The organism is Actinomadura soli (assembly GCF_005889715.1).
GTDB classification, from domain to species: Bacteria; Actinomycetota; Actinomycetes; order Streptosporangiales; family Streptosporangiaceae; genus Spirillospora; species Spirillospora soli.
In genome coordinates this window covers 1-907 of record NZ_VCKW01000588.1, presented here as the reverse complement: position 1 = coordinate 907, position 907 = coordinate 1, and the positions used below count along the sequence as shown (strand labels likewise).

Annotated in this window: 1 protein-coding gene; it reads left to right on the top strand. The window is 73.5% G+C overall.

Translation table 11 applies throughout. The features are described 5' to 3' along the window. Positions 1–224: 224 nt before the first annotated feature. A partial coding sequence (locus ETD83_RS42010; RefSeq protein ID WP_205718194.1) for a hypothetical protein occupies positions 225–907 on the top strand: 683 nt, incomplete at its 3' end.

Sequence of the window (907 nt, the reverse complement as noted above, 5' to 3'; positions counted from 1 at the left end):
GCCCCGTTGCCACCGGACCTCCCGCCGTCCGCGCGTGCCTCTGTGCCCCTGGCCTGTCTGCGCAGGTTCGTCCTGGACGTTAGCATGATGCGCTCATATGAGTGAGCGCTCACCCGGATGAGTTCCGCAAGACTCCCAGCGCGATCTTCTTACAGGGGGTAACGTCTCCTTTACCAGGAGTTGCCGGGAGCGTCGCGCATCCTTCGCTCCGGGAGGGGGACTGCATGGTCATCGCTGACCTGCTGGGTGTGGCGCGGATGACCGCCATCACCCTCAACGGCCGCGGCCGCATCAGCAACTGGGACGACACAGCGGCCGGCCTGTTCGGCGTCGGACGGCTCCAGGCCGTGGGCCGCGCGCCCGGCTCGCTGCTGCGGCTCCCGCCCGAACACCGCGGCGTCTTCGAGCCCGGGATCTTCGGCCATGTCTGGTGCGGCGCCTGCTCCGTGCCGCGCGTCGACACCGGTGAACTCGCCGAGATCGGCTGGTGGATCTACCCGATCGAGGTCGACGCGGGCGACCACGACGTCCGGGTGCTCGCGCTGGCGGCCGACCTGCGCCGGCTCCGCCAGGAGGGCCTCGGCGTCACCATCGGCGACCTGCCCGTCCGGCCGCCCGACGACGGCGCCTGCCGCGCGTCCGGGACGCGGCTCCTGCGCGTCGAGCCCGCCCTGGCGACACCGCTGTCCGGGGTGGACGACGCCCCGTACGCCGAGCCCTTCGCCGCCCGGCTGGCCGAACTGCTGCCCGCGTTCGGCCCGGCCGGGTCCGAGCGGATCGCCTCGCGGGTGCTCGGCCTCGGCTGCCCGGCCGTCGCGCTCGGGCTGACGGTCCGGCTGCCGATCGTCCCGTGCACGGCGGACGCGTCGTCCGTCCCGTTGCCCAGCCCCGTCCCCGCGCCCAGAAC